This is a genomic window from Kordiimonas marina, from assembly GCF_023006325.1.
Taxonomy (GTDB): domain Bacteria; phylum Pseudomonadota; class Alphaproteobacteria; order Sphingomonadales; family Kordiimonadaceae; genus Kordiimonas; species Kordiimonas marina.
The window spans coordinates 113,001-137,983 of record NZ_JAINDF010000006.1 but is presented as its reverse complement, the minus strand read 5'-3'; the positions used below and the strand labels follow the sequence as shown (position 1 = coordinate 137,983).

Here is a 24,983-nt window from a genome sequence, read left to right as displayed (position 1 = left end):
ACCACATGGAGAGCAACTTTTTCCCGCGAACAAGGCGTAGTCAGGCCGCTGATTGGGCAACGTCCAAATAATTAATAAATCCTTACTTTGTTCGTTGTGCGTTAACGTTTCATTAACTATGATTCAGGGATGAACGACAGCTCACATACAACCGACAACAACCGCCCCGCTTTCCGGGCCCCGTTCCAGGCGGACATGCTGGACCACTGGCATCAGATAAGGAACGGCCAACGGTTTCCCCGCAAGCGCGATTTCCGCCCCCAGATGTTCCCAAAATTCCTGCCCCAGCTTGCCATCGTTTCTGTCACTGAAAAAAGCCGTTTTCAGGACAGGCTGATCGGCACCACCATCTGTGAAGTTCTCAAGCTAACATCCCCGGATGACAGGCTTATTCCCTTCAGGGATGCCAAGATAAACCAGACCCTCACAGCGATTCTCGAGGCCTCGACCGAACACTGCGAACCGCTATATTTTGAGGGTCAGTTCATGCCGGATGATGCTCGCCCCATCCCCTTCAGCGCCCTCGTCCTGCCTTTTTCGCAGGAAGGCGAGCCGGATAGCCTGAGCAGCCTCCTGCTGGCATTCGACTTTGTCCGCACGCCTGAGACCACCGCGCCCGACACGCCCGAAACCATCACCTTCAGGCCCGTCTATAGCGACCGTTGAGCGCCGCTCGATTGACCTTGACGCCCCGGCCCCTTACATAAGGGGAAACCAAACGTCATGGCCGGAGTGATGGCCATGACCGCAAAGCGAAGCGAGTAGAGCAATGACCAGCCCGGACACCCCCGTGACCCTGAGCGAAAACGCCGCGAAGCGCGTGGCGCAACTGATCGAACAACAGGGCAACCCGAACCTGAAGCTGCGCCTGTCGGTTTCGGGCGGCGGCTGCAGCGGCTTCCAGTATGGTTTCGACTTTGACGAAGCCCAGAAGGACGATGACATCGTCGTCACCCGGGACGGCGTCACCATGCTGGTCGATTCCATGTCGCTCCTCTATGTCATCGGCTCGGAAGTCGATTTTGTCGAGGATCTGGTTGGCGCATCCTTCCAGGTCAAGAACCCGAACGCCTCATCGTCCTGTGGCTGCGGGTCGTCCTTCGCCATCTAATCCCCTTTCAAGACCGGAGCATCCTCGATGAAAATCGCCACTTTCAACATCAATGGCGTCAAGGCCCGGCTGCCCCGGCTTCTGGAATGGCTGGAAGAATTCTCCCCCGACGTCGCCTGCCTGCAGGAGATCAAGAGCGTCGACGAGAATTTCCCGCGCCTCGAGTTTGAGGACAAGGGCTGGAACGTGGAAACCCACGGCCAGAAAGGTTTCAACGGTGTCGCGATCTTCTCGAAACACAAGATCGAGGACGTCCGCCGCGGCCTGCCCGCGCTTGATGGCGGTGAGGAAACCGAGGACGAGCAGGCCCGTTATATTGAGGCCACCGTTCAGGGTGTGCGCATCGCCTCCATCTACCTGCCGAACGGCAACCCGCAACCGGGGCCGAAGTTCGATTATAAGCTCGCCTGGATGGACCGTCTGGTCGCCCACGCGAAGCGCCTGCTGGAAACCGAGCAACCCATTGTGCTGGCGGGTGACTATAACGTCATCCCCAAGGATGAGGACTGCTACAACCCCGCCGCATGGGTCGACGACGCCCTCACCCAGCCGGAAAGCCGCGCCAAACTACGGGAGCTGACCTATCTCGGCTATCTCGATGCCCTCCGCCAGATCAAACCGGCGGGCCCGGCCTTCACCTTCTGGGACTATCAGGCAGGCGCCTGGCAGAAGGATAACGGTATCCGCATCGACCATCTGATGCTGTCGCCGCAAGCCGCTGACCGGCTTCAGGACGCGCAGGTTGACCGCACGCCAAGGGGCAAGGAAAAAGCCAGCGACCACACACCGGTGTGGATCGAACTGGCTTGATCATCCCCTGGGCTATTGGCACCCGCTCAGGTGTCTACGGTCTCGTAGCACTCATTCTCGCGGTTATTCGCAGGCTGGCCGAGCGCGTCGAGCCCCGGCGTGACATATTCATCGATTGAGACGATACGGTTCTGGCTGTCCACATGCACCGCGCGGGAAATCCGCCCCGGCAGGTCGCACGCCGGCACGGCTTCATAGCCCATGATGATGGCGAGGTCGCCTTTACTGAACTGATGTGCAGCGGCGCCGTTCAGGCAGATAACGCCCGAACCCTCGGTGCCTTCGATGATATAGGTGGTGATGCGTTCGCCGTTCGTGATGTTGACCACATCAACCGCCGTATAGGGCATCAGGCCGGACGCGCGCAGCAGCACCGGGTCCACCGTGATCGAGCCGACATAATTCAGCTCGGCGCCGGTTACCGTCACGCGGTGCAGTTTGCCATACATGAACTGGCGCAGGGCGCCATCGAGCACAGGTTTTGTCATCTCGACCCTATCCTCCTATTCGGGACGAAAGCGATATGGCGCAGGAGGACCCCGCCGTCAAGATGGGCGGGGCTATTAGTATTTCTGTCAAAAAGGCTCAGGGCGCGCGGCGGATAAGCTGGACCTTGCCGATCACGCTCCAGTGCTGGCCGCCGTCCAGCGACTGTTCGAAGGTGAATTCGCGGGTGTTATCGCCCGTGACCTTCCATTCGTGGCGCTGAAGCTCGGGGCCTGCGCTGTCCGGCGCATGACCGACAAAACGGGCGCCATCCTTGAACTTACGGCCGCGCATCAGCGTAACCATACTGCCCATGTCGGTCATCCAGCGCTGGCGCCAGTCGTGGGCCCGGGTATCGTAGCTGCTGATCAGGATGGCGGCGAATCCATCCCGCCCGGTGAGTGCGCGGTAATAGTCGCCCCACTCAGCGAAGGAGACGCTCATCATCACCGCGCAGCCGCCGAGGACAGGCTTCTGCTCGGCAAAGCCCGCGGCGTGCCAGCGGCCGTCCTTCAGCACCTTCATGGCCCAACTTCCGTTGAGGAAATCCATTTCATGATAGTCGGCCTGCACGCAGCTCGGGCTTTCGTAGGGCTGGTCGCCCATAACGTTGGCGGGGGAAAGCGGCGCATCTTCCGCCCAGGCCCCAGTTCTGGCCCCAACTCCGGCTCCAAGGCTGATGGCGGTACAGGCAATAAACGGCAACACAAACTTTTTGAGCATACGACCTCCCTTTCGGCGACCATCAGTTAGCCATGAAAGGCGCAAAAAGAAAAGCCGGGTCATCAAACCCGGCCATTCCTGTCGATTACGAAGCTTGATGGGATCAGGCTTCAGATGTCTCCGGCACATCAGGCATATCGGCGACACAGATGCGGTAGCGGAGGCCATGGGCCGTGGCGATGGCCAGCATGACATAAAATTCCAGCACATAGACAACCAGCATCAGCATCACGATGCTGCCGGACATCTCAGCAAGCGTCATGGGAATGAGGACGATGGCATAAAGCAGCATCAGGACGACGGCGAAATCGATGGTATGCGGGTGTTCAAAGCCTTCCTTGTCAGAACCGAGCGCGGTTTGTGTCAAGTTGGCGGAGAAGATCGAATAGACCACACAGGTGATCACGGTCGTGATGATGTTGGTGGCCAGCCCGCCACGCGCCGCATGGGCCATGTCACCTTCCGCCCCCATACGCATCTGGTCCGCCAGGCTGGGCACCAGCCCCATGAGGTGCAGAACGTACCAGACAACCAGCGTCACGAGCACCAGCAAAATGGTGATCAGGAACATCTTGACCATGGTAACGCCAGCCGCGCCCCAGGCCTTGCTGAGCGGACGCAGCGCCGCCCGATCATGACCATAGGCGCCAAGGCGAACCCAATAGTTGAAGACGTAGGCGATGAGCCAGAAAACACCAAGGAGCACGATAAAGACGATCAGGATCATCCCGCCCATACCAGAGAAATTACCCTGTTCCATCTGCTGCATCATGGTCCCGCCGGAGCCCATCATTCCAGCGCCCCCCATGATAGCGACCAGGATGGCCATCAGGATAGAAACGCCAAAGACGCCAGCGATCATCAGCCCAAGCGTTTTCGCCATCTCCATCGGATATTTGAAAGGCAAGGCCAGCGCTTCCTTGGTGACAGCAAGGATCGGAAATTTCTGCATAAAGTCCCCCATTCATAGAATTGAAGGGGCAGACTAGCGGAAGTAAGTGGCACCGAAAAGCCGAAAATTGCGACCAAGGGTTGCCGTCAGGCTAAAGCTGACGCACAGCGCCTTTGCTGGCCGACGTCGCCATCGCGGCATAGGCCTTCAGCGCCTTGGAAACCTTGCGGCTACGTTCCTCGACCGGCTTCCAGGCGGTGTCGCCCTTGGCGTCCATCGCCTTGCGGCGGCGGGCGAGTTCGTCAGCCGAGACCGATACATTGATGCTGCGGTTGGGGATGTCGATATCGATCAGGTCGCCTTCCTCCACAAGGCCGATGGCCCCGCCTTCGGCCGCTTCCGGGCTGACGTGGCCGATCGACAGGCCCGACGTGCCGCCGGAGAAACGCCCGTCGGTCAGAAGCGCACAGGCTTTGCCGAGCCCCATGGATTTGAGGTAACTGGTCGGATACAGCATTTCCTGCATCCCCGGTCCGCCCCGCGGCCCTTCATAGCGGATGACCACGACATCGCCCGCGACGATCTCATTGGCAAGAATCGCCTCAACCGCCGAATCCTGGCTTTCGAAAATGCGCGCAGTCCCGGTAAATTTGAGGATGCTGTCATCCACACCCGCGGTTTTGACGATGCAGCCGTCCTCGGCAATATTGCCGAACAGCACGGCAAGGCCACCGTCCTGGCTGTAGGCGTGCTCTTTCGCCCGGATACAGCCTTCCACACGGTCCAGGTCCAGCGTGTCGTAACGCTTGTTCTGGCTGAAGGCGACCTGGGTCGGCACGCCACCCGGCGCCGCCTTGAAGAAGTGGTGCAACTCAGCATCGGCACTGTTCACAATGTCGAACTGGTCGACCGCCTGCCCCATCGTGGGGGTATGCACGGTGGAGCAGTCCCGGTTCAGGAGACCTGCACGGTCCAGTTCCCCCAAGATACCGAACACACCACCGGCGCGGTGGACATCCTGAATGTGATATTTCTGCGTCGACGGCGCCACCTTGCAGAGGTTCGGCACCTTGCGGGACATCCGGTCGATATCCTCCATGGTGAAATCGACCTCGGCTTCCTGCGCTGCCGCCAGCAGATGCAGGACCGTATTGGTGGACCCACCCATGGCGATATCAAGCGCGATGGCATTCTCGAACGCCTTATGGTTCGCGATACTGCGCGGCAGAACACTCGCGTCTTCGCCCTCATAATAGCGGCGGCACAGGTCGACGACCAGCCGGGCCGCAGTCAGGAACAGTTCCTTGCGGTCTGCGTGGGTCGCCAGCGTGGTGCCGTTACCCGGCAGGCTGAGGCCCAGGGCTTCGGTGAGGCAATTCATGCTGTTGGCGGTGAACATGCCGCTGCACGACCCGCACGTCGGGCAGGCCGAACGTTCGATCACCGCGACATCCTCATCCGAGACGTTCGGGTTCGCGGCTTCGACCATGGCGTCAACCAGGTCCAGCTTGCGCGTGCCGCCATCATAGTCGGCCTCGCCCGCTTCCATCGGCCCGCCGGAGACGAACACCACCGGAATATTGAGGCGCAGGGACGCCATCAGCATACCCGGCGTGATCTTGTCGCAGTTGGAAATGCAGACGATAGCGTCGGCGCAGTGGGCGTTGACCATATATTCGACGCTGTCGGCGATGATCTCACGGCTCGGCAGGCTATAGAGCATGCCGTCATGGCCCATGGCGATGCCGTCATCGACCGCGATGGTGTTGAATTCCTTGGCGATACCGCCCGCCGCTTCAATCTCCCGCGCGACCATCTGGCCGAGGTCCTTCAGATGCACATGGCCCGGCACGAACTGGGTGAAGCTGTTGGCGATGGCGATGATCGGCTTCTGGAAATCACCGTCCTTCATGCCGGTGGCGCGCCAAAGCGCCCGGGCGCCCGCCATATTGCGGCCATGGGTGGAGGTGCGGGAACGATAATGCGGCATCGAAAATTCCTTATCGGGCAAACAGCGTTACATGGGCCGGACAATACTGAGCGCGGCCGCCGCTGTCGATAAGAAATGAAAAGTTTGTTTGCTCTTTTTTGTATTTTAATTGCGCCTGAATTAATTTGCTAAGGCTCGGACGGCCCCGTATGAAGGAGGCAACCAACTTCCAAGGAGCAAACCATGTCAGAAGGCATGATGGAGCCCTACCTGGGCCTGATCAGTTTTTTCCGCCAGCCGGTCGCCGAGACCGCGAAGGGTCTGGACATCGCCGTGATGGGCGTGCCGTTCGACCTCGCCACCACCGGGCGTCCGGGCTCACGATTCGGGCCGCGCGGCATCCGCGAAATGTCGCTGACCATGGCGGAATTCCCCTGGGGCGTCTGGCCGTGGGACTTTCATTTCCGCGACCGCTGGGCTGTGGCGGATCTCGGCGATGTCACCGGCTTCACCGCTTACAGTGACCGCATGATGCCCGCGGTTGAGGAAAAAGCCGACGCCGTACTGGCGACTGGGTCCTCGCTCCTCACCCTCGGCGGCGATCATTCGATCAGCTATCCGCTGTTGCGCGCGCACGCCCGCAAGCATGGCCCGCTCGCGCTCATCCATTTCGATGCCCATTCGGACACCTGGACGGACGAAGACCTCAACCACGGCACCATGTTCTACCATGCCATCAAGGAAGGCATCATCGTGCCTGAGAATTCGATCCAGCTCGGCATGCGCACCCCGAACCCGGACAAACACGGCATGATGGTCGTCGACGGTAATGAGTGTCTGAAGACCCCTGCCGAGGAGATGGCCAAGCGCATCCGCGACCGTGTCGGCGACCGCGCGGCGTATCTGACCTTCGATATCGACTTCCTCGACCCAAGTGTTGCACCTGCAACAGGTACGCCGGTCGTAGGCGGCCCAAGTGTTGCATACGCGCGCGATGTGCTCCGCGCGCTTGCCGGCATGAAAATCGTCGGCGGAGACCAGGTCGAAGTCGCCCCGCATTATGAAGGCGCAGCCCAGATCACCGCGCTTGCCGGTGCCACCATCGCGGCCGATATCCTCTATCTGATCGGTCTCGGCCACGACACGTAAGGCACGCACCATCCGAATACAAAAAGGGGCGCCCTGAAGCGCCCCTTTTCTTTTGATATTTAAAGGGATTAGCCCAGACGCTTGAGCGCGGCCTTGGTTTTTTCGAGCTGGGCTTCGAGGTCGGCAAGCTGTTCCTTGGCTTCCTCAACCACATGCGCAGGTGCCTTGGCAACGAAGCCCTGGTTGTTCAACCTGCCCCGCAGGCCCCCAGCTTCCTTCTCCAGCTTGCCAGCGTTCTTTTCAAGGCGGGCCTTCTCGGCGTCCAGGTCCATCAGGTCGGCAAGCGGCAGATAGACGGTCGCTTCGTCGACGACGAGCTGGGCCGCGCCTTTGGTTTCGGCGGTATCGACCGCCTTGGCGACCTCCAGCCGCGCCAGACGGCAGAGCATGTCCTGGAAGGCATCGAGCCGCGCCTTGGTGGCGTCGGACGCGCCAACCACCAGCGCGGTGGCCTTGGCGGACGCGGGGACGTTCATCTCCGCACGGATCGAGCGGATTTCGGTGATGAACTTGATCGCCCAGTTGACTTCCTCACCCGCAGCGGCATCTGCCGCCGTGACGGTCGGCCATTGGGCAGCAATCAGGTCATACGGACGGTCGTCGCGCGTGGCGTGCCACAGCTCTTCGGTGATGAAGGGCATGAACGGGTGCAGAAGCACCAGGATCTGGTCGAGCACCCAACCGGCAACCGCACGGGTTTCAGCCTTTTGCGCGTCATCCTCACCCCAGAAGATCGGCTTGATCAGCTCCACGTACCAGTCGCAGAAGGTGCCCCAGGCGAAGTGATAGATGGCGTCAGCGGCATCGTTGAAGCGGAAGGCTTCAAGGGCCGAGGTCACACCATTCGCCGCCTTGGCGACTTCGCCGATGATCCATTTGTTGACCGCGAGCGTGGCTTCGGGTGCCTCCACGCTATCCGAGCCCTGAATGCCGTTCATCTCGCAGAAGCGCGCAGCGTTCCAGAGCTTGGTCCCGAAGTTCCGGTAGCCTTCAACCCGCTTCTCAGCGAGCTTGATGTCCCGCCCTTGCGCTTCCATGGCGACCAGCGTGAAGCGGAGCGCGTCGGCACCGTATTTCTCGATAAACTCGATCGGGTCGATCACGTTGCCCTTGGACTTGGACATCTTGGCGCCGTGCTCATCCCGCACCAGCGCGTGGATATAAACATCCTTGAACGGCACATCCCCCATGAAGTGGATGCCGGACATCATCATGCGCGCCACCCAGAAGAAGATGATATCGAAGCCGGTGATCAGCGTGGTGTTCGGATAATATTTCGCGAGCTCAGGCGTTTCTTCCGGCCAGCCCATAGTGCTGTAGGGCCACATGGCAGACGAGAACCAGGTGTCGAGCACGTCCGGGTCCCGCGTCAGCGTGACATCGGCGCCGAGCTGCTTGCGGGCGGCGGCATAAGCTTCCTCTTCCGTTTCCTCAACGAAGACAGTGCCGTCCGGCGCATACCAGGCCGGGATACGGTGGCCCCACCACAGCTGGCGCGAAACACACCAGGGCTGGATGTTGCGCATCCATTCGAAATAGGTCTTTTCCCAGTTTTTCGGGATGAAGTTGGTCTTGCCGGTCTCAACCGCCTCGATGGCAGGCTTGGCGAGCGTCTCGGCGTCCACATACCACTGTTCCGTCAGCCACGGCTCGATCACCACGCCGCCACGGTCACCGTAGGGCACCATATGGCGGTGCGGGATAACCTTAACGAGGAAACCAGCGGCATCCATGTCGGCGACGATGACCTTGCGAGCCTCGAACCGGTCCATGCCGCGGTATTTCTCCGGCGCATTTTCGTTGATGGCAGCGTCGCGGTCGAAGATGTTGATCATCTCCAGGTTATGGCGCTTGCCGATCTCAAAGTCGTTGAAGTCATGCGCGGGCGTGACCTTGAGGGCACCGGTGCCCTGCTCCGGGTCTGCGTGCTCATCCCCCACGATCGGTATCAGGCGGCCGATCAGCGGCAGACGAACCTGCTTGCCGATCAGGTGCTTGTAACGCTCATCTTCCGGGTTCACGGCAACGGCGGTATCGCCGAGCATGGTTTCAGGCCGCGTGGTGGCGATTTCGATGAAGACGCCGTCTTCACCCTCAACCGGATAGTTGAAGTGCCAGAAGTTGCCGTCGACTTCCTTCTGCTCGACCTCAAGGTCGGAGATGGCGGTCTTCAGCTTGGGGTCCCAGTTCACCAGGCGCTGGTCTTTATAAAGCAGCCCATCGCGGTAGAGCTGGACAAATTTCTTGAGAACGGCCCTGGAGCGCGGCTCATCCATGGTGAAGGCTTCACGGCTCCAGTCACAGCTGGCACCAAGGCGGCGGAGCTGACGGGTGATATTGCCGCCTGATTCCTCTTTCCACTGCCAGACGCGTTCGATGAAGGCATCCCGGCCCATTTCCTGACGGCTGGGGCCGCCTGCGGCGTCCAGCTGGCGTTCAACGACCATCTGGGTCGCGATACCGGCATGGTCGGTCCCTGGCTGCCAAAGCACGTCCTTGCCACGCAGGCGTTCGAAACGGACAAGACAGTCCTGCAGGCTATTGTCGAGCGCGTGGCCCATGTGCAGGTTGCCGGTGACGTTGGGCGGCGGCATGACGATGACAAAGGGCTCGGCGTCCGGCCGCTGGCCGCAGGCGAACGCGCCCGTGCCTTCCCAATGTTCGTACCATTTGGCTTCAATGTCCCCGGGGGTGTAGGTCTTATCCAACATTCTTCGATCCGTTTTTCGCGTACGCGTCTTACTCAATGGCTAAAGTGCGCGCACATTGCACAAAAACACAGCAAAACGGAAGCCCTGAAAGCGGGATTTTCCAAGCGAAAGGCATGAAAACATGGCGATTGCTGCATTAAGGCACTCGCTTTATCGCAAATCACGCACGGTTAAACTTTTGTTGCTTTGAAGTTTGTTTACTTTTTGTGTTATATTATCACCGCTATGACAATGTTGCGCCCCATAAGGCTGGCGCTTTATAGCGCCTTGAGTTTGGCGATGTTGGCACCGGGTGCCGAGTCCGCCACGGCGAAGGATTTGACCCCGCCGCCTGAGCCGCTTGTCACCCTGCCCATCCATCTCGACAACAACCGGCCGTCGACCACGTTCGAGGTCATGGGCCAGAATCTCGACCTTCTTCTGGACACGGGCGCCTCAAAATCCCTGCTTCTGGAAAAGGAAGACCTCCATAGAGGTCAGTGGCAGGCCTCTGCCCCGGTAAACATCCGGTTCCCCGCTTTCAACCAGTTGGCAGACGCCAGCCAGATCAGCAATGTCGAATTCCGCGCTGGAAACTTCGTTTTCAAGAACCAGGACACCCTGCTTCTGCATAATGAAGGCGACATGGTTCAGCGGCTGGTCTCCCAGATGGACGGCATCCTGGGGCGGGACTTTTTCCGCAACTATGTGGTTGCGATTTCCGCGTCAAACCACAAGATGAGCCTGTATCCGGCCGGCACCGACATGTCGTCCCTTTTCAAAACCATGCAGCCAATCACGCTTCGGAACGGGACGCCATATCTGGTGCACCGCTCCCGCCTGCCGTGGGAAAAGATGCCGACGATAAAGGTTTTCATGCTTGATACCGGCTACCCGGGCGGGGTTGCCCTGTGGGATGATGACCAATTTACCCGTGCGACAAATACGATAGAAGCGGCGGAGCTGCGCAAGAGCGATAAAGGCATCCTGTATTTCGGCCGCTTCCGCTTCGGGAAGCTGATATTCAATAACTTGCCTATCTTTATCGGCAGCCATACGCCGAAACAGCTTCAGGAGCGGCAAGGCATTATCGGCGCCACCATGCTGGCCCCGTTCGATTATGCTATTGATCTGTCCAGCGGGAAATTGTGGCTAACCCCCAATATCGCCGGTCTTTATTCCGGCTTCGACTTGGACAATAAAGCCATCTATACGCCCGGCAACGAAGAGTTTGTGGTCAAGGACTTCCGTCCTCCTGTCTCCGCGTCACCAAAAGTAGTGATCTATGGCGGACAGGCTGGCGGACAGCCACGCTGATAGCGCACGGGGCTTCCTCAGCCTCTGATAATCACATTTAGGAAAGACGTAACGCCTTACTTGCGGCGGGCGATCCGGGCGACTTCGCGTTCGACGGCGTCCGTTACGATCTGCGGCAGGTGTTCATCGAGCCAGCCCTGAAGCATCGGCTTCAGCATGGCACGCACCAGACCCTCAAGCGTATTATCCGCCCCTTCATAGCCCGCAACCATAAGCTGGGTCAGGTGCGCGAAGCTTTCAGCCGTCCTGGTTTCCACAGGCGGAGAGACAATGGCGTCAACATCGCTCGCCGAAGCGAACTCTGTCAGCTCCAAAATATCTTCCTCGGGTTCAGGCTCCGGCTCTGGTTCCGGCTCGTAAACCGGTTCAGGTTCCGGCTCGGGCTCTGGTTCAGGAATCGGTTCGGGTTCTGGCTCAGGCTCCGGCTCGGGTTCTGGTTCGAACTCGGGCTCAGGTTCTGGTTCAGGCGCAGAAACCGGTTCCTCGGGGAAGTCCTCTTCCGGGGCTTCCTCATCGTGGATCGGTTCTTCGTCCGACTCATCAGAAATAATCCGGCGGATAGATGCCAGAATTTCTTCCATGGTCGGTTCGTCTTCGGATGCGTTATCGCTCATAAACCAGCCAGATTTTACACTCCCTTCCAAACAGGTACCTGCTTGGGACTCTGCTGTCAATAATTCTTAAGACATCAAAGGCGGTTAAGCGTCATTCAGCCTGTTTCGGCACAGATAGTGTGCACCCTAAGCCACAATAAAAAAGGAGGCGAAAACGCCTCCTTCTCCACATGGCCCCTAAAAGGATGCCTTATTTGTCGCCGGTGCCGAAGCCGATGAACTTGTTCTTGACCTTGTTATAATAGGCCTCGTCGTCATATTTTTCGACATTCAGGCCAAGGTTGGTCGCGGTCAACCGGCCGGTCGCTGACACAAGGCTGTAGGCCGCGACGAACTCATCACGCTGCGCCCGGACGAGCGACACGCGGGAGTTCAGAAGCTCCTGCTCGGCGTTCAGGACATCAAGCGTGGTCCGGGAACCAACAGCCGCTTCCTGACGCACGCCTTCAAGCGCGATTTCGTTGGCGTGAACAGCCGCCTCAGTCGAAGCGATCTGCCCCACGGCCGCGCGGTAATTATCCCATGCCGTGAAAACAGTCTCCTGCGCAACCCGTTCCGCCTGATGAATTTCCATCATGCGCTGGCTGCGAATCTGTTTTGCCTTCCGAATGGTCGAATAGCGCTGTCCACCCGAATACAAAGGCACAGAAAGCTGTACGGTTACAGACTGTGTCTCCAAGTCCCGTCCAGCATAAGCGCCATATTGAGACAAGCCGCCATTGTTAGACGTGTAACGCTCAGAGGCCTGTGCATTAAGGCTCGGCAGCAACGCGCCCTTTGCCTTGCTAACATTATAGCGTGCGGCTTCCTCATTGTATTTGGCGGCGATCACACCGGGGCTAAGCTCCATCGCCTGTTCAACGGCAGCATCCAGATTTACTGGAAGCTCAGGCTTCTTCGACGGCGTATCGAGCCCCGCGGGGGTCCGACCTACGACACGACGATACAAAGCCCGGCTGGAGGCCAGCGTCGCTTTAGCAGACAGAAGCGCTGACTTTGCGCTTTCGAGGCGCGCCTCGGACTGAGCAACATCGGTCCGGGTGATTTCCCCCACACGGAACCGGTCCTTACTGGCCTGAAGCTGGCGTTCCAGAACCTGAACGTTATTCTCATTCAGCTTCACGACAGCTTCGTCCCGCACCACGTTCATATAGGCGGTTACAGCCTGCAGAAGCACCTGTTGTTCAACAGACAGAAGCTGTGCCCGGCCTGCCATGATACCGCTTTTGGCAGACTTGACGGCGTTTCGATCCTGAAACCCATTAAAAATATTTTGCCGTGCTGTGATGCTATAGTCGTCGCTTCGGCTGTTAGCCCCTTGGGTCGTGATCGCAATAGAGCCATCCTGCTGCTGGGACGGTCCGGTCAGGCTCGAATGATCTCTCGTATGTGTATATGTACCCGACAGGTTCGGCAAAAAGGCCGACTTCGCGGTGGATACGTTCTCATCCGTCGCCCTCAGCGCCGCCCGCTGTGCCAAAAGCTGCGGGTTGCTTTCGTAAGCCGCCGCCAGGGCATCCTGAAGCGTTTCGGCCGATGCAGCGTAACTGCCGCAGATCACCGTGGTCACAGCCAACAGTGAAATCATCCCCTTTCTCATCCTCGTCTCCTTATTTCCTCGCTGTTTGTTTTATACGGCGCCAGCCAAGGGGGGCCTTTGCCTTAAGGATGGTGGTGTTTTTACCACCTTTTTCATTTCAACTCTACCGGGTTCAATAACCCCCATATGGGAGCGTCACCTTAAAATACAAAGCCTTTTTCAACGACAAAGCCCGGCAGAACCGGAACATTGGCGTCAAACAGGTCACGTTCGATCGCGATCCCGGCCGTTTTGGTGATGATATGACCGCGGCCAATACCGCCGCTGATCTTCACGCAAACAAGCCTGCCGCCATCCTTGAGCTGCTTCACAAGCGCCTCGGGGACTTCCTCGACCGCGCCTTCAATGACGATCACATCGAACGGACCCTGCTTCGCGACACCCTTGTTGAGGGCGCCTTTCACAACGGCGACATTGATAATTTCCTGCGCCGCGATCTTTTTCTCGGCGGCAGCTGCCAGGTCTTCGTCTTCTTCCAATGCGACGACCGCATCGGCGAGACCGGCAAGAACGGCGGCCGAATATCCGGTGGCGCACCCTACATCGAGGACCACATCTTTCTTGGAAACGTTCGCTTCCACCAGCAGGCGCGCGAAGGTCACCGGCTCCATCAGGTAGCGGCCGGGCGCGACCTCAAGGTCTTCATCGACATAGGCGATGGCGCGTTTGGCTTTGGGGACGAACTGCTCACGCGGAACGGCACGGATCGCCCCGATCAGGCGTTCGTCATTCACTTCGCTCGGGCGGAGCTGGCAATCGATCATATGGCTGAGGGCAACGGCTGATTCGCTCACGGCACTCTGGTCCTTCATCTGTTACAGCAATACACAGTTAGTTCAACTTTGCCGCTTTATACTGGTAGCAGCATAAAGAAACAACGCGTTTTCTGGCTAACGGTAGCCTTTTACGCGCATCCCCTACCATGAAAAAGCGGTAACACATGCCACGGTGCGACCATCGGTCTCATTTTTGCGGTGAACGGAAGCCTGCGTTCCACCGGGGACTGCCTGACCGCCCTTTCGGCTTAAAAAGCGTCTTGACCCCAATGACCGCCCTGACTATACGTTTGCCACCACTCAAGTGAGGCGCGATGGCGGAGTGGTTACGCACCGGATTGCAAATCCGTGAAGACCGGTTCGATTCCGGTTCGCGCCTCCATTTCCTCCCTTTTATATATAGCAACCTCATTGGCATCGGCGCCCCCGGTCGGCTATAGAGCAAGGCACGAACTAACGTGGCCTTTCGGAGGGGGACTTCTTGCCCGTCGTTTCTAATAAATACGGCCTTGCCTATTATTCGGTTCCCAAGATCGCCTGTACGTCGATGAAGCATCTATTTTACTTCCTCGATCACGGGGTGTGGCTGAATGACGTTGTGGGCAGCGGCCAAAAGCAGAATATCCATGCCGTCGTGAAAGGCGAGATGCCCTTCCGCCGCGCAGACTGGGAAGCGACAGCGCATCTTGAAAGCTTCGTGATTGTGCGGGACCCGATCCAGCGTTTCCTGTCTGCCTATGCCAACCGGGTGCTTCACCATGGTGAACTGGACCGCTGGCGCATTAAAAACGGCAGCTTGAGCCTGCGCCGCGCCCCGCGCCCGTCACTCGAAGACTTTGTCGACTATCTTGAAGACTATCAGGCTGATTCCGAAGCCATCCTCCATCACACCCGGCCCCTCAGGCATTTCCTGGGCGGAGACCTCAGCCGTTTCAACCATGTTTTCCGGATCGAGGAGCTGGACCAGGTCGTGACTTTCCTGTCCCGGCACACCGGGCTGACGCTCACCCTGCCCCACAGCCAGACAGGCGGACCGAAGCTCACGCGGGACCGCCTGTCGGAAAAGCATCTGATGAAACTCCGGGACTATTATGCTGCCGATTATGCCCTCCTTAATGGCTATTATGGTTGAGGCGAATCCCGGCGCAGCCAGCTGGCGGAAGCCCATTACAAAACATGAAAAACCGCAGTGTTCCCCGCAGGGTTCCGGTATTTTTGCTATAGGCGTCAGAAAAATGTAAATTAGGGCTTGGCAGGGCAAAAATTTTGAGTATAAAGGCCCCACTTGCGGCGCTGGTCGCGGGTTACTGATCCCCAGTAGCTCAGTTGGTAGAGCAAGCGGCTGTTAACCGCTTTGTCGCTGGTTCGAGTCCGGCCTGGGGAGCCAATCACGGAAGGGCTTGGGAAATTTCCCAAGCCCTTTTCGCTTTATGCGATACCTGCATGATCCCACCCCGCACTATTACCCGGATGCAACAACGTTGGATAAATGGCGATAAAGCCATGATTTTATCCCCGTTTTCTCTTGCTTTCGCCGCATTTGCCCCGTAACCGAAAGTTTAAAGATCACCGCTGTTCCCAGTACCGGACACTCGTTCGGCGAAAACCAGAACTAAAACCAGAGGAAGCATTATGCGCACCCTTCTCTTGACCACCCTGATGCTTGGCTCCGCCCTCGCGGCTCCTGCCCTTTCTTCCGCGGCCCAGGCCGACGATAGCGGCAGCTACTATGGCGGCTTCGAACTGGGGCTGACCCAGGCGCTTGATAACGATATCTCCCATAGTGGGTCCGGCCTGTCGCTGACCGACGAGAAACGCCTCGGCGTTCTGGGCGGCGTTTATTTCGGTAAAGCCATGGGCAAGTGGCGGCTGGAAGGCGAATATGCCATCCGCAAGAACTGGCTGAAGCAATTGCAGGTCACCAACGCTGGCGGCCTCAACCTCGACACTGGTGAAAACCGCGCCGGCGGTGACACCCGTTCGACCGCGATCATGGCCAATGCCTGGTACGAACTGGCTGGGAACGAGCGCACCAAGCTGTTCGCCGGTATGGGCCTCGGCCTTGCCAACCTGCGCGTTGAAAGTGAACGCTCCGGCCCGCAAGCGCTCCTCAATGGTTCGCAGTGGCAGCTCGCCGGTCAGGCCATGCTGCAGGTCGTGCATGAAATTCCGGGCGGGATCGAACTCGGTGCTGGCGTCCGCCACTTCCGGACCCTGTCCTCCGATTTCACCAGCCCGGTTGGCACCGTCAGCCTGCCGTTCAAGGCCAACGAAGTCTTCGCCCGCCTGACCTGGCACTTCGGCGCTGACGCTCCGGCCAAGAAAGCTGAACCGGCTCCGGTCGCAGCTCCGGCACCTGCCCCTGCGGTTGTTCAGGAAGCACCGAAGCCGGCCCCGGCCCCTGAGCCCGTCAAGCAGGCACCGGTCGCGCTCCCGGGTCCGTTCATGGTCTTCTTCGATTGGGACAAGAGCACCATCACGCCCGAAGCCCAGAACATCATCGAAGCCGCAGCCAAAGCCTTTAAGGAAGGCAAGGCAGTCCATATCCAGGCAACCGGCCACGCTGACCGTTCCGGCCCTGAAGCTTACAACATGAAGCTTGGGATGCACCGCGCCGAAGCGGTGAAAGCCGCGCTTGTCGCCCTCGGCGTTGAGGCAGACAGCATCAGCGTAGAATCGAAAGGCGAGACCGACCTCCTGGTCCCGACTGCGGACGGTGTGCGTGAACCGCAGAACCGCCGCACGGCGATTGTGATCAGCCGCTAAGCTGGCCGCGCATAAAACAGAAAAGGGCCGCAGCCTCATCACAGGCTGCGGCCCTTTTTCTATGACGCCCCCGGTTTTAAGGACATATCCGGCCTACCGATTCGGGCGGGCGTCCGCAGTCACTGCCTGGCCCGCATAGCCGCACCGGTTCGCGGGGGGCTGATAGGCAACAGGCAGCAAGGGCAACATATCAAGCGGGTCAGGTGACCCAACCGATTGCCTGAGCGCCGCCAACGCCCGGTCACAAAAGCCGTCAGTGCGGGTGCTTTCAAACGACACACGGTTGAAGCTGCGGGTAAGGTACGTGTCGAGCGAGACATCCAGCCGCGCCACAAGGCTTATCATCGCCTCCCGGCCATTGATCAGATGATGGCGATTCTTGCGGATGAAGCGGTTATAGAGCGCGGGAAACTGTTGATACCGCGGGCCGCGGCACATCAGGGCGGCCACATTCAGGTGAGTCTGAACATAGCGGACTTCATCAGCCACCGCTTCACGCGGCTGCATACAGTCATCCGCAGCTATCGCCGGTGCCGTAAACAGGGTCGCCCCAAGAACGCTGGTTCCCAGAACTGTCGCTGTGAAGGCCCCTTTCATGTGCCTGATCATGAAGGTTTCCCCTATGGGCGCGCCAATAGTCGTCTTGGGCGCGCCTCTTTCCGCTTTGCCTGGGGGCATCGTAACACAGTCCTTGAGGCAGCTTAAGGACAGGAGACGATTTAGCTAAAAACCAAAACGGCGCGAACCGAAATCCGCGCCGTCCGTCTCATTCTTCGGCCTTACTTACCGGTCAGGAATGTCCTGATATCGTGCGCAACCGCTTTGCGGGCATCCGCGTTCAGATACATCATGTGGCCAGCCTTGTAATAATGGGCGCTGACCCGGCTCATATCGATGCCGTGCCGGTGGAAGGTATATTCCCCATCGAAGAAAGGTGTGGCGAAATCAAAATAGCCCGATGCCAGCATGACCCTGAGGGTCGCATTCCGGCGCATGGCTTCGGCGAGATCCGGCGCCGTATTCACATACTCCGGCTCATAATAGCCGTTGCCGGACGGGCGGTGCCAAACCCAGTTCGCGCCCACTTCCGGGCCGGACATATAATAAGGCCGGCTGATATCGACACCGAGATCATTGCGCAGATATTGGTGAAATGCTGCCGAGAAAGCGCCCGAAATGGCGGCATCCGCAGCATCATAATGCGGCTCTGCGCCGGTATCGTCGATCTCATCCGTGGTGTAGCGCGCATCAAGCCGCCCAACGGACAGGCCCTTGTCCCTGAGGAGTTGCTTTTCGAACCGGTCAGCCCGCACCCGCAGGTTCGCACGTTTGACATAGGCGACATCAAGCCCGGTATAGGCCGCCAGTTTCTGAGCGATATGGTCGAACTCCGCCTTCGGAAGGCTGGAGCCCTTGAAAAGCGCAGGCAGATATTCGTCCGTCGCGAAGGTCCGAACTTCCTTCAGGAAATCCTCCAGCGTCCGGCCCTTGTGGTCCACCTTGCCGTGGTACCAGGCCGTGGCCGCCATGGTCGGCAGGTAGGTGACAAAGGCGACGAGGTTATCGGCCGACGGCGTGCTGCCGGTATAATCCAGCGCCTGCGATATCATGATCACGCCGTTCAGGCGGATCGGCTCCGGCCCACCCTCCAGGTACGGCAGGATCGCGGCCGCCCGGGTGGTGCCGAAGCTTTCGCCCAGCACATACTTGGGGGCGTTCCAGCGGTTATGGCTTCTGATCCATTCCCGGATGATCTGGGCGACGCTCTCGGCATCCTCCGCCAGACCGTACACATCCTCAGGCTTGCCCTTGCCGGCGAGGCGGCTATAGCCGGTGCCGATCGGGTCGATGAAGACAAGATCGGCGACATCGAGCATCGCCACATCGTTATCCACCAGCTTGTAGGGCGCGCTGCCCGCATCTTTGGCATCCGACGGCACGACAACGCGCTTCGGCCCCATCAGGCCCATATGCAGCCATACGGAAGCCGACCCCGGCCCGCCGTTGAAGATGAAGACCACCGGGCGGTTCTTGCCTTTGGCATCAGCGATATAGGAGGTGGTGACGGCATCGGCATAAATGTCACCGTCATCATTCTTGAGCTGAAGGTCGGAAACCACAGCCTTATAGTCCACCTTCACACCGCCGAACGTGCCCTTGTGTTTGGTGACCACATCGAGCCGGGCCGGAATCGGCCTGTCTTTTTCGGCCTGCGCCTGATCATCAGCGGCAAAGGCCGGTGCGGAAAGCGGCTGAAGCGCACCGGCTGAGAGCGCAAGCGCGGCGAGGCCGCATTTCAAGAAAGTCCAGCGTGTCATGGTATCCCCTTGTTTGGCAGGGCCGCCCTGCAAAGGGCAGCACTTATATCTGTCCTTACGCTAGCGTTCTTTGCCGCGCGCACAAGCGGGATCAAGATTTTTTGATGGGCAGGCCTCTCAGCTTTTCGGCTGTCAGCTGCTTTGGCACAGCTCTGCAGGGCGCTGGTACGGGATCGGAAGCAGGGACAGAAGGATGGAAGGGTCCGCCGATTTGACCGCAACCTCGGCCGCCAGGCGGCTCTTGCTGCAAAACTGGCTGACATTCGCGCTTTCGTAGGAAACCCGGCTTGCGACCGTGTTCAGATAGCTGGACAGGTCCTGCTTGCCCTTGCGCTTGAGATAGAGCGTGAGCGGACGCTCACTGCGCGCAAGATACGGCCGCTTTTCAAGGACAAAACTGGTATAAAGGTCTGGCAGGTCAATATTCTTGCCGCCCACGCACTGCTGGGCCGCTATCCTGAGCTCGGTTTCGATAAAACGAATTTGGTCCGCAGTGACTTCGTCCGGACGCATACAGATGGGCTTGGCGCCAGCGGGGTCCGCCCCGAGCGCCTGGGTACTAAGGACGGCTGCCACCGCCATGCCATGGAACATCTGCCTGATCATTCTTGCCCTTCATTACCGATTCGGTATGTCCAGCATCCAACTTTGACCGACTTTCCCTAACGGAAACTTAAAGGGACAATATGGCAAAAATTCTCCTAACATTTTAATTTATATGGTCAATTTTAGGCATCCCCAGCTCCCAAACGCGGGGCGTGCAACGTCTACCTTAAAGAGTGCCGGCAATTGTCCCTTGCCAAACGGGCAGGAAGGCTTAAGCCTTGGAACAACAAAATGATTAGGGGGAGAACGATCAAATGATCCGTGCCTGGTTTGCAACGACGCTTTGGAAGCGCATCATGGCGATGCTGGTTCTGGGTATCCTTTTCGGCGCCATCGCGGGCGATGCCGCAAGCAGCATCAGCTGGATGGGAACCATCTTCATCCGCCTGATCCGCATGATTGTCGTGCCACTGGTGTTTGTCACCCTCGTCTCCGGCGTGGTTGCGATGGGCGATCCCAAAAAGCTGGGCTCCCTCGGCATTAAAACGCTGACCATGTATATCGGCACGACCGTGGTCGCCGTGACCATCGGCCTGACCATGGCGGCGATTTTCCAGCCCGGCGTTGGCGTTGACCTCACGGGGGCGGCGCCCAAGGCCGTTGACCGCAGCCATTCGCTCACCGAGACGCTGGTCGGTATTATTCCCACCAACCCGGTCCATGCGCTTGCAAACGGCAATATGCTGGCGATCATCTTCTTCGCCATCCTCTTGGGCTCGGGCATTCTGATGGCTGGCCGGAAAGCCAAGCCGCTCGCCGAAGTGTTCGATGCAGGCTCTGAGGTCATGCTCAAGATGACCCACCTGGTCATGGAAACCGCCCCCTTCGGCGTGTTCGCCCTGATCGCAGGCGTCGTCGGCACCGGTGGCGTTGGCAAACTTCTGGAAGTGCTGCCGCTTGTGGGCGCCTTCCTGAGCGCTTGCATCCTGCACCTTGTCATCACCCACGGCAGCATTATGAAATTCATGCTGCGGCTGTCGCCCGTGCGCTTCTTCCGCGACATCACCGGCGCCCAGCTTGTCGCCTTCTCGACCTCCTCGAGCTCCGGCACGCTGCCAGTGACCATGACAGTGGCTGAGGAAAACCTGGGCGTGAACAAGACGGTTGCCTCCTCCGTACTGCCCCTGGGTGCGACCATCAACATGGACGGCACCGCGCTTTATGTCGGCATCGTCGCAGTGTTTGCCGCACAGATTTTCCATATCCCGCTTGGGCTTACCCAATATGTGCTGATCGCTTTCTCTGCCACCATGGTCTCGGTCGGCACCGCCGCCGTGCCGTCCGCGGGTCTGTTCATGCTGGCCGCCGTCATGGCCGTCCTCGGTATCACGGACGTGCAAACCGCCCTCATCGTCGGCTTCATCTTCCCGTTTGACCGGCCACTCGACATGATCCGGACTGTCGTGAACGTCACCGGTGACCTGTCGGTCAGCACCGCCGTCGCCAAATGGGAAGGCGACCTGGATGAAAAAGTCTTCAACGCCAGCGCGGTCGACTAAGCGCGAGCCACGGGATTTTTTCTTATCAATCCGGCTGCCGGGTGCTATAGGGCGCCCGGCAGTTTTGTTTTATAAGAGGCGATCATGGAAACGCGGAAAAAAGCAGTTGTTCTTCTCTCGGGCGGGCTCGACAGTGCGACGGTCGTCGCCATCGCGCGTGACCAGGGCTATGACGTGCACGCGCTTTCCTTCCGCTATGGCCAGCGCCACAGTGTAGAACTGGAAGCCGCCGACCGGGTTGCCAAGTATCTGGGCGTCACTGAACACAAGACGGCAGTGCTGGACCTCCGCACCTTCGGTGGCAGCGCGCTGACGGCCGATATCGACGTGCCGAAGGACCGCACGGACGAGGACATGAGCCACGACATTCCGGTCACTTACGTGCCCGCGCGCAACACCATCTTCCTGTCGTTCGCCCTCGCCTACGCTGAAGTCGTCGGCGCCAAGGATATTTTCATCGGCGTCAACGCGCTCGACTATTCCGGCTACCCGGACTGCCGTCCTGAATATATCGCGGCGTTCGAGACCATGGCGAACCTCGCCACCAAAGCCGGTGTCACCGAAGACGAGCGCATCCGCATCCAGACGCCGCTGATTGACATGACCAAGGCGGAGATCGTGACCGAAGGCACGCGCCTCGGCGTCGATTACGCCATGACCATCAGCTGCTACGACCCGGACGAAGAAGGCCGCGCCTGTGGCCACTGTGACAGTTGCCAACTGCGCCAGAAGGGCTTCCGTGAGGCCGGCATCCCCGACCCCACGCGCTATCAGGGCTAAGCTCGGCGGGCGCCGATAGTATCATTGCCGTCACCCTGAACTTGATTCAGGGTCCAGAAAATGGATGCTGAAACAAATTCAGCATGACACCGAAAATGGGATAGATCCTGATGGTCTATACGGTCAAAGAACTGTTCTATACGCTGCAGGGTGAAGGCGCGAACGCCGGACGCCCGGCGGTTTTCTGCCGCTTCGCCGGCTGCAACCTCTGGAGCGGGCTTGAGCGGGACCGTACGACCGCCATCTGCCAGTTCTGCGACACCGATTTCATCGGCACCGACGGTGAAGGCGGCGGCAAGTTCAAAACGGCGGAAGATTTGGCCGCCGCGGTCACGGCCCAGTGGCCGATGGGCGCAGGCGGCACGCCGCTGGTGGTCTGCACCGGCGGGGAGCCCTTGTTGCAGCTGGATGAGGCGCTCATAAAAGCACTCCATGCTGCAGGGTTCGAGATCGCGGTTGAAAGCAACGGCACGGTCCTGCCGCCAGACGGCATCGACTGGCTGTGCATCAGCCCGAAAATCGGCTCGGAGATGATCGTGACCAGCGGGCAGGAACTGAAGCTCGTCTATCCGCAGGAAGGCGGCGATCCGGCCCAGTTCGAGCATCTGGATTTCGACCATTTCTTCCTGCAGCCGATGGACAGCCCGACGCAGGCTGAGAACACGGCACGTGCCATCGATTATTGCAAGGCGCACCCCAAATGGCGCTTAAGCGTTCAGACGCACAAGGTGGTCGGTATTCCGTGATGGGCGCGTAGGCGGCTCAGCAGCCGTCCTTGCCGTCCTGATAGCGTTGCCACAGCACACCGAAGGCGACCCCCAGGGCAATACCGATAGCGATTTCATGTAAAGCCACACCGAACGCCACGCCGAGTGCTATGCCCACGGCGAGATATTTCGGGTTTTTCTGGCGGTTTCCTTCGGCCATAAGGCCTTGCTCCTCCTTGGTCCCAGTCCCCTAAGACCAAAGGTGCCGGAAAAAAACCTGGATTACGAGCCTTTTGTATCCGTCCCCACACGCGCCGCAATCGCCTGATAGAGCCGCTCACCCAGTTCCGGCCCCTGAAGCGGGTACAGGAACGGCTCAATCAGCTCCATCTCCATCAGGCGCAGCGTGCCGTCTTCGGCGCGGATCATGTCGACCCGGGCATAAAGCGGCGCGGCCTCCAGGGCGGAAAGCGCATGCGCCGCAGCCTTGATGTCGGCATCATCCGGCACCACCGGCGTTTCCTGCCCGCCATAGCAGGACTGGATGCGGTAATCCCCCGCAGCCGCGGTCTTGAGAAGCGCATGGCTGAACGCCCCACCGATGAAGATGAAGCTGAGCTCGCCTTCCTCGACGATCGCCTTCAGGAACGGCTGGATCATCATCGGCTCCGGCATATGGGGTACCGGGTCACCCGGATGCAGCTTGTGCTGGCCCGCAGCCCCCGCCCCCACCTGGCGCTTGACCACCAGTTCATCGGTGTCGAAATCGGCGAAGGCGGCAGCAACCACATCTTCGGTCACCCGGTCGGCCCAGCGGGTCGGGATAAGGCGCACGCCCTTCTCTTCCAGGTCCCGGAGGTAGCGTTTGTCAGCGTTCCAGGCGACCAGCGCACGCGGGTTATAAAGCCGGGTCACCGCCTCAATCCGCGCGAGCGTGGCGAGGAACTCCTCCAACCGGTCCTGATAGTCCCAGGCCGTGCCGATCATCACGGCGTCATAGGCCGCCCAGTCAGCCGACGCATCGTCCCACGACACGGCCTCAACGCTGGCGCCGTGGCGCGTGAAAGCGGCCTCCAGGAAATCCATCATCTGGTCATGTTCAAAAGCATCGACCCGCCGCGTGGGCGAGCCGGGCAGCGTGTCACGGGAAGCAAGAAAAGCAAGGCGCATATAGAGGCTCCGGTCCGAACGAAATTGATCGGACCGCCTTATAGCCGAACTCGATCATCCGCGACAGCCCGGACTGTCGAATTCCGCCCGCGCCTTGATGACTTTTTCGCGAACGGCGCAGCCATCCGCATGGTCGTTGACGAGCCCCATGGCCTGCATGAAGGCATAAACCGTGGTCGGGCCAACGAATTTCCACCCCTTCTTCTTGAGATCCTTGGAAATCGCTACCGATTCTGGCGTCGTGGAAACGGTCTGTGGCTCGGGCAGGTCCTCGGCCGCAGGCTCAAAGCCCCAAAAATAAGCGGCGAGCGAGCCTTTTTCCGCCACCAGTTCCTGCGCGCGGGCGGCGTTGTTGATCACCGCCTCGATCTTGCCGCGGTGACGGACGATGCCGGCGTCCTGAAGAAGCCGTTCCACATCCGCCTCCGTGAAGGCCGCGACCTTGTCATAGTCGAAGCCCGCGAACGCCGCGCGAAAATTCTCCCACTTCGCCAAAATGGTGCGCCAGCTGAGGCCGGACTGGAAGCCTTCAAGGCACAGCTTTTCAAACAGCCGCCTGTCGTCGGCGACCGGGAAGCCCCATTCGCGGTCATGATAGTCGACATAGTCAGGCGTGGCGCTGCACCAATGGCAGCGTGGCTGGCCGTCCGGCCCGGTGAATAGATCGCTCATAAAGTCCCCTCAGCTTTTCAGAAATGCCAGGCGCTCATCCGTGAAGGCCGGTGAAACCTCATGGATTTCATATGCCACAACCCCATTGGCAACAAACGGATCTTCGCTGACCCGGGCTTCAAGGGCGGCCTGGTCAAGATTGTGGGCAAGGATAGCGCCGCCCCGCCCTGGCTCCAGCGTGCCCGCGAGCAGGAACACCCCATCGTCAAGCCCGCGTTTGAGCCAGGCCTTGTGGTCTTCCAGATAGTCGGGAACCTTATCCCGATTTTCGCCAAGCGTGAGAAACACGATAAACATGATGGTATTCTCCCCTCATCGGCAGCAGGCCTGCGCTGCCACGTTATTCCGGTAGAATAATACATGTTTT

The 24,983-nt window shown here is 59.3% G+C and carries 25 protein-coding genes and 2 tRNA genes; 12 read left to right on the top strand and 15 right to left on the bottom strand.

What is annotated here, in order from left to right; all coding sequences use genetic code 11:
- Positions 1-129 precede the first annotated feature (129 nt).
- From K6118_RS14205 to xth, 3 genes are all read left to right on the top strand, one after another.
- Positions 130-666 (top strand): PAS domain-containing protein, encoded by a 537-nt coding sequence (locus K6118_RS14205; RefSeq protein WP_247121148.1) that lies wholly within the window; start codon positions 130-132, stop codon positions 664-666.
- A 103-nt stretch (positions 667-769) separates the two neighbouring features.
- On the top strand, positions 770-1,111 hold the full coding sequence (erpA, locus tag K6118_RS14200; RefSeq protein WP_247121147.1) for an iron-sulfur cluster insertion protein ErpA: 342 nt from the start codon (positions 770-772) through the stop codon (positions 1,109-1,111).
- A 27-nt stretch (positions 1,112-1,138) separates the two neighbouring features.
- Complete coding sequence (gene xth, locus K6118_RS14195) at positions 1,139-1,921, top strand: exodeoxyribonuclease III (protein WP_247121146.1); 783 nt, start codon at positions 1,139-1,141, stop codon at positions 1,919-1,921.
- 26 nt (positions 1,922-1,947) lie between these two features.
- Here xth and panD read toward each other — a convergent pair whose 3' ends face one another.
- The 4 genes from panD to ilvD form a co-directional block, all read right to left on the bottom strand.
- The gene (gene panD, locus K6118_RS14190) at positions 1,948-2,409 is read right to left on the bottom strand and encodes an aspartate 1-decarboxylase (protein ID WP_247121145.1); all 462 of its coding nucleotides are present in this window, start codon (positions 2,407-2,409) and stop codon (positions 1,948-1,950) included.
- A 97-nt stretch (positions 2,410-2,506) separates the two neighbouring features.
- The gene (locus K6118_RS14185) at positions 2,507-3,130 is read right to left on the bottom strand and encodes a hypothetical protein (protein WP_247121144.1); all 624 of its coding nucleotides are present in this window, start codon (positions 3,128-3,130) and stop codon (positions 2,507-2,509) included.
- A 103-nt stretch (positions 3,131-3,233) separates the two neighbouring features.
- Entirely contained in the window at positions 3,234-4,082 is an 849-nt protein-coding gene (locus K6118_RS14180; RefSeq protein WP_247121143.1) for a hypothetical protein, read from the bottom strand.
- A 91-nt stretch (positions 4,083-4,173) separates the two neighbouring features.
- A complete protein-coding gene (gene ilvD / locus K6118_RS14175) occupies positions 4,174-6,012 on the bottom strand; it encodes a dihydroxy-acid dehydratase (RefSeq protein WP_247121142.1) in 1,839 nt (612 codons plus the stop codon).
- A gap of 183 nt (positions 6,013-6,195) precedes the next feature.
- On the opposite strand from ilvD, the gene speB reads away from it, so the two are divergent.
- Positions 6,196-7,101 carry an agmatinase gene (speB, locus tag K6118_RS14170; protein ID WP_247121141.1) on the top strand — a complete coding sequence of 302 codons (906 nt, stop codon included), beginning with the start codon at positions 6,196-6,198 and terminating at the stop codon, positions 7,099-7,101.
- Between the two features lie 68 nt (positions 7,102-7,169).
- Here speB and K6118_RS14165 read toward each other — a convergent pair whose 3' ends face one another.
- Positions 7,170-9,812, bottom strand: coding sequence for a valine--tRNA ligase (locus tag K6118_RS14165; RefSeq protein WP_247121140.1), 2,643 nt, complete (start codon positions 9,810-9,812; stop codon positions 7,170-7,172).
- Between the two features lie 279 nt (positions 9,813-10,091).
- Here K6118_RS14165 and K6118_RS14160 point away from each other — a divergent pair, with 279 nt between their 5' ends.
- A complete protein-coding gene (locus tag K6118_RS14160) occupies positions 10,092-11,108 on the top strand; it encodes an aspartyl protease family protein (RefSeq protein ID WP_247121139.1) in 1,017 nt (338 codons plus the stop codon).
- Between the two features lie 56 nt (positions 11,109-11,164).
- On the opposite strand, the gene K6118_RS14155 is transcribed toward K6118_RS14160, so the two are convergent.
- The 3 genes from K6118_RS14155 to K6118_RS14145 form a co-directional block, all read right to left on the bottom strand.
- Positions 11,165-11,722, bottom strand: a complete 558-nt coding sequence (locus K6118_RS14155; protein ID WP_247121138.1) for a DUF2497 domain-containing protein — start codon at positions 11,720-11,722, stop codon at positions 11,165-11,167.
- Positions 11,723-11,912: 190 nt separating this feature from the next.
- The gene (locus K6118_RS14150; protein WP_247121137.1) at positions 11,913-13,310 is read right to left on the bottom strand and encodes a TolC family outer membrane protein; all 1,398 of its coding nucleotides are present in this window, start codon (positions 13,308-13,310) and stop codon (positions 11,913-11,915) included.
- A gap of 152 nt (positions 13,311-13,462) precedes the next feature.
- Positions 13,463-14,116 (bottom strand): protein-L-isoaspartate O-methyltransferase family protein, encoded by a 654-nt coding sequence (locus K6118_RS14145; protein WP_247121136.1) that lies wholly within the window; start codon positions 14,114-14,116, stop codon positions 13,463-13,465.
- Between the two features lie 290 nt (positions 14,117-14,406).
- Here K6118_RS14145 and K6118_RS14140 point away from each other — a divergent pair.
- The 4 genes from K6118_RS14140 to K6118_RS14125 all read left to right on the top strand — a co-directional run bounded on the left by K6118_RS14140 (position 14,407) and on the right by K6118_RS14125 (position 16,864).
- Positions 14,407-14,480, top strand: a tRNA-Cys gene (locus K6118_RS14140).
- Between the two features lie 99 nt (positions 14,481-14,579).
- Entirely contained in the window at positions 14,580-15,230 is a 651-nt protein-coding gene (locus K6118_RS14135; RefSeq protein WP_247121135.1) for a sulfotransferase family 2 domain-containing protein, read from the top strand.
- 179 nt (positions 15,231-15,409) lie between these two features.
- Positions 15,410-15,485 (top strand) — tRNA-Asn (locus K6118_RS14130).
- Positions 15,486-15,730: 245 nt separating this feature from the next.
- Entirely contained in the window at positions 15,731-16,864 is a 1,134-nt protein-coding gene (locus tag K6118_RS14125; protein WP_247121134.1) for an OmpA family protein, read from the top strand.
- Between the two features lie 93 nt (positions 16,865-16,957).
- Here the strand turns inward: K6118_RS14125 and K6118_RS14120 are convergent, their stop codons facing one another.
- From K6118_RS14120 to K6118_RS14110, 3 genes are all read right to left on the bottom strand, one after another.
- Entirely contained in the window at positions 16,958-17,473 is a 516-nt protein-coding gene (locus K6118_RS14120; RefSeq protein WP_247121133.1) for a hypothetical protein, read from the bottom strand.
- A gap of 170 nt (positions 17,474-17,643) precedes the next feature.
- Positions 17,644-19,182 (bottom strand): S10 family peptidase, encoded by a 1,539-nt coding sequence (locus K6118_RS14115; protein WP_247121132.1) that lies wholly within the window; start codon positions 19,180-19,182, stop codon positions 17,644-17,646.
- 132 nt (positions 19,183-19,314) lie between these two features.
- Positions 19,315-19,788 (bottom strand): hypothetical protein, encoded by a 474-nt coding sequence (locus K6118_RS14110; RefSeq protein WP_247121131.1) that lies wholly within the window; start codon positions 19,786-19,788, stop codon positions 19,315-19,317.
- Between the two features lie 254 nt (positions 19,789-20,042).
- On the opposite strand from K6118_RS14110, the gene K6118_RS14105 reads away from it, so the two are divergent.
- The 3 genes from K6118_RS14105 to queE all read left to right on the top strand — a co-directional run bounded on the left by K6118_RS14105 (position 20,043) and on the right by queE (position 22,813).
- Complete coding sequence (locus K6118_RS14105; RefSeq protein ID WP_247121130.1) at positions 20,043-21,287, top strand: dicarboxylate/amino acid:cation symporter; 1,245 nt, start codon at positions 20,043-20,045, stop codon at positions 21,285-21,287.
- An 84-nt stretch (positions 21,288-21,371) separates the two neighbouring features.
- Complete coding sequence (gene queC / locus K6118_RS14100; RefSeq protein WP_247121129.1) at positions 21,372-22,067, top strand: 7-cyano-7-deazaguanine synthase QueC; 696 nt, start codon at positions 21,372-21,374, stop codon at positions 22,065-22,067.
- A gap of 110 nt (positions 22,068-22,177) precedes the next feature.
- The gene (gene queE / locus K6118_RS14095; RefSeq protein WP_247121128.1) at positions 22,178-22,813 is read left to right on the top strand and encodes a 7-carboxy-7-deazaguanine synthase; all 636 of its coding nucleotides are present in this window, start codon (positions 22,178-22,180) and stop codon (positions 22,811-22,813) included.
- A gap of 16 nt (positions 22,814-22,829) precedes the next feature.
- Here queE and K6118_RS14090 read toward each other — a convergent pair whose 3' ends face one another.
- From K6118_RS14090 to K6118_RS14075, 4 genes are all read right to left on the bottom strand, one after another.
- Positions 22,830-22,994, bottom strand: a complete 165-nt coding sequence (locus tag K6118_RS14090; RefSeq protein WP_247121127.1) for a glycine zipper domain-containing protein — start codon at positions 22,992-22,994, stop codon at positions 22,830-22,832.
- Positions 22,995-23,056: 62 nt separating this feature from the next.
- The gene (locus K6118_RS14085) at positions 23,057-23,944 is read right to left on the bottom strand and encodes an ATP-grasp domain-containing protein (protein WP_247121126.1); all 888 of its coding nucleotides are present in this window, start codon (positions 23,942-23,944) and stop codon (positions 23,057-23,059) included.
- Positions 23,945-23,998: 54 nt separating this feature from the next.
- Positions 23,999-24,616, bottom strand: a complete 618-nt coding sequence (locus K6118_RS14080; RefSeq protein WP_247121125.1) for a DNA-3-methyladenine glycosylase I — start codon at positions 24,614-24,616, stop codon at positions 23,999-24,001.
- A 9-nt stretch (positions 24,617-24,625) separates the two neighbouring features.
- Positions 24,626-24,913 (bottom strand): YciI family protein, encoded by a 288-nt coding sequence (locus tag K6118_RS14075; RefSeq protein WP_247121124.1) that lies wholly within the window; start codon positions 24,911-24,913, stop codon positions 24,626-24,628.
- Positions 24,914-24,983: the final 70 nt, after the last annotated feature.